Origin of the sequence: Anaplasma phagocytophilum (genome assembly GCF_023476575.1) — a bacterium.
Lineage (GTDB): Bacteria > Pseudomonadota > Alphaproteobacteria > Rickettsiales > Anaplasmataceae > Anaplasma > Anaplasma phagocytophilum_A.
This window is the reverse complement of the sequence record NZ_JAHLEX010000097.1, coordinates 1-4,064: the sequence shown is the minus strand read 5'-3', so window position 1 is coordinate 4,064 and position 4,064 is coordinate 1. Positions and strand designations below refer to the sequence as shown.

At 38.1% G+C, this 4,064-nt stretch carries 2 protein-coding genes; both read right to left on the bottom strand.

Annotation, left to right across the window (positions count from 1 at the left end; all coding sequences use genetic code 11):
* Positions 1 to 185 (bottom strand): hypothetical protein (locus KPX09_RS04560; RefSeq protein ID WP_249549193.1); only part of this gene is annotated, 185 nt, incomplete at its 3' end.
* A 2,099-nt stretch (positions 186 to 2,284) separates the two neighbouring features.
* Entirely contained in the window at positions 2,285 to 3,745 is a 1,461-nt protein-coding gene (locus tag KPX09_RS04555) for a hypothetical protein (protein ID WP_249549192.1), read from the bottom strand.
* Positions 3,746 to 4,064: the final 319 nt, after the last annotated feature.

Sequence of the window (4,064 nt, the reverse complement as noted above, 5' to 3'; positions counted from 1 at the left end):
CTTATTGCACGGTAAGCTTTTCGTATTCTTTCTTTAACAATATCAAGAACTTCTGCAGTAGACTTCTGACCATGACGTACTCTTCTCATGCTGCGGTAACTATACAAGGGTTCTCCTGTGAGGTGTCTTCTCCTTGTATCTCTTTGTGTACTGGACTGACCTAATAAATTTCCATGACTATGCACTGCAACACCCCACACTTGCGACGATACTCTCTTATATCATGATTCCAAGAAAAGCACATTACTGTCAAGGCACCACGTACGCTAGGCTCTACTATTAGGGATTTTATAGAGTATACCTTAACTTTTTCTCAGTATCTGAGTGATAGAGTAATATCCAAAAGGGAAGTGCATGGATGTGGTATTGGGTTTTAGAAGAGATAGTTGCAGAATTACATATAGCGTTTGGCAGAAAAAAGTTTTAGTGAAGCAAATTGGCGTTACTATATGGGTATTGTAGATCTATAATATTTCAGAAAGATACAATAAAAATTCCGCAATACCATCCTCTTTAAGGCTTTTATGCCATTAGAACTTTTTACTTGGCGTGCAACTTTCGGACCAACTATTCTCTTCAGAATTATTCTGAATACGCCCCAGCGCTGCAAACTGTTCCATCACACAAAAGTATGCAGAATACAACACTTAGCAGGTCTGATTTTAAACGTGCCACCTATTTGGTAGTGCTACGGGCTGATTGTGTGCATTCGTTGCATTGATAGCTTTTCTTGTTTCATATTTTTAGGACGGCATACAACACATAGTATGTGTGCAGCCTCACCTTTTTAAGTGCATGGCTAATATGAGTGATACTGCAATCTGTACAGCTAAAGCAGGTACATCCTACGAGAAATAGCTGAGTTTTTTTGCAGATGCGTAAAGTGGAAGGGCTAACAAGATAGAGAGTGATAAACGCTGCTTTTTTTCGAGTCACAATGGTGTTGTTATATGTGTTCAGCACTGTGCCAAGGGCTATCAAAGCGAGATCTGGCACGAGCAGGTGTGTTCTAGGACAATACCGCTTTAGAAGTGTATATAGTATGCAAAAAAAAGACACCGTATATATAATTAAATCTAAGTATTAAATTTGCGTATTCAGTATACAAACCATTTGTTATTCTAAACACGTAGCCGTATATGGCTTGTACACTACCATCATGTATTTATCCCATGGGAGGGTAGGGTAATAATTTGTTCTTTAGCTTCTTATTAAACCCCGCTAATTTTTTGTTACTATCAAGTTTTTCCTTAATATGGTAAGAACGTTCTCACTCATGCACTGATTTTCGGAACCGTAGAGGTCACCGGTTCCATAATTTATAAGAGGCTGCTTTGTATCTAAGCATACTTTGATATGAGGCCACGGCTTGGTATAAAGCAACAATTGCAAGTGGAGACGTTTCTCTAAGAGTTTTATAATGCACAAAGTCATCCAATGAATTTTTGTAATACATCTATTCTGCAAGAAGAAAAGCATATTTACACTCCTTTCTTTAACAATTGCGAAACACTTCTCGTATTGTTCTATATTCCTTCCCTTAATCTCATGAAAAAAATTTATTCTTTATCTCGTTTATTAATGTTCTAGCCCTTTTCAAGTCCTCATGCTCCATGTATTTTAATCCTCCAACGGTTTCTTTCTTGACGCACTAACGAATATCTTCTCCTGATACTTTTTTCTTTGCTATACTGTAGGAACATAATCTATACCTACATCTGAGATAGGCAAAGCCACTACTGCATCCCCTAAATCTTTTGCTTCAAGATTTTCCGAAACTCGCTGGATTCCCTGAAGTAGCATTACCGAATCTAAATTCCAATCCTCCGACTCCTGTAATAACTTATGTCATAAAACTGCTTAGTTCTACTCGTAATTGACTGTACTTTTTTCCTGCGGAATCACAAGATCACTATGGCCGACTTTAGCCCGTCTATTCTTTGTCTAGTGGCCTCGCAGTCAGTCAGGTTTCTATTAAAGCTTATTCTCCGATGAGCTCTAGCCTATAATTGTACGCCTCCATTACTCTTTTAGGAGGCTATCGCTCTAGTTAAACTACCCACCATACAATTTACATAGAGTCCGTTTATAACTCCGATCCCAGAGCAGTATGCTTGAGAAGGTGAGTACTTGAATGAAAAACCTTTCATTATTCTCAATTGACTAAAAACTATCATGAAACACAAAACTTTCCCCCTATTTTCAGCCATCAAAGTGTGGTTCTCGTTTCTTCTTTTCAGTTTCACAATCTATTTTTAGTGATCTTCAGTAGCTCATTAAATAATTATAGCATTTCTAACATCCTACCTGCACATAGTTCTATTGATGATCCACTACTGCCAAATAAATCTGTTGCTGGCCCATTTTTCATTTCCGATGAATTTTGACTTTTGACTCCCATATTTGAAGTCTTCTTAGCTTCTATGCTTAGTAATGCTAACATTTCTTCGATTGTGTCCTCAGGATCTTTTACCTCGTATTTTCTTTTGCGTACGTTTATGCATCTCTCCTCTAACTTTTCTATCGTCTTTTTCATGAGATCAAACACAGCTTCATCTCTTGCTTGATTTGGTAAAGTGTTTGTTTGTACTCTGTAAAGAGAATCGCGCGCAATCCGTAGCAAGTTAAGAAAAGATCCAGAATAAGCTACATCTTCTACTCGCTCTCTCTCCAAACTCCTAACATATCTAAAGAGCAAGTCTTTCAGCACTATAACGTATAAGCTAATATCATCCACGCAAGGAGACGCAGGTTCACAATCTAAGCACCTCAATGCGAGAGCATTCGCTGCTGCTATTGTCCTTAAAAGATGGCAAGTAAAAAACTCTTTATCGCTCACATCAGAGTTCCTACGTTTCATATTCTCATAATATTCTATAAAGCTTTCGTCTATATTTTTTGTTGCTTGATTTATGACCCTATTTAATATACCACAAGGATGATTACCGTTTATCTTTGCTTCTAGCTTCTGTATAGGCATAAACACGATTCTAAAAGCATCTATGAGAACAAATCTAGAGTTTAAACTGATCAGTGGCCCTAACATGTGTGCAAAAACACGGACCTCTTCTATACTGCAAACCGCATAAGACTTTGTAGTGTGTATTCCGAGAAACCTCTCTTTACCTTTCATAAGGTGAGAAAATGCCCTCTCTGGAAGCGCAATCCAAGAATCTAAAAGGGCGTCTAGGTTAAGACATAATCGGGTACGCGCCTCAAAAATGCCCCTCCTATCAATTTCCCTAGATCCTATAGTGCAACATTCATGATCCTGTATAAAACCTATAGCAGCAGCAAGATAGGAAGAAGCACAACATGCTTTGAAAAAATCAACTCCCTCGCGCTTGTTTTCGGGAAATGGCTTTGTTCGCAACGTTGCAATCTCATGCAATGCCGCTAGTAATACATCAACGTGCTGTTTAGCGTCTTCAATAAGAATTTTCCTTAAATCATCAGGTACCTGATAACGTGCTGAAATTAGTTTATCATACACAACGGATATAAGCTGTGCAGCAGTACGAGTGCGCTCTATATAAATAGAGCTTTCAACGGAAACTTCCTCGGCTAATTTCACACCATCTTTCAACATTATAATTTCATGGAGCTCATGAATTGACTTCTCTAACGCAGCACATACCTTTACAGCGACCTCCTTTTGCGTTATCTCCCCCTGCTGTATGCCACGACTGACAGCCTCATAAAATCTACCTATTGGCAGCCACCAACCCATATACATCCCGTGCATAATTCTACCTTAACGCACCTATAGGCAGTATATAGACGTTTTTATACAATGCACAAGAAATACATTAATTTTTTAAGAATTTTGTATTATTAGTAAGACATCTTTCAAGCGTATTTGCACAAGATATGTAAATGACTATAGAGACAAAGGATGTTTTAACTCTTTATATTAATTTTCAATAATTAACGGACTTAGAGAAATTTGCTGTCGGAGAACGGTCCTTAACTATTCAAACCATTGTGCGCACCTTTTAAGCGCGCACAGCAATACCATGAAATATGCTCCACAACTACTAAAGGCGCAACAAGGTAGTTGCAGC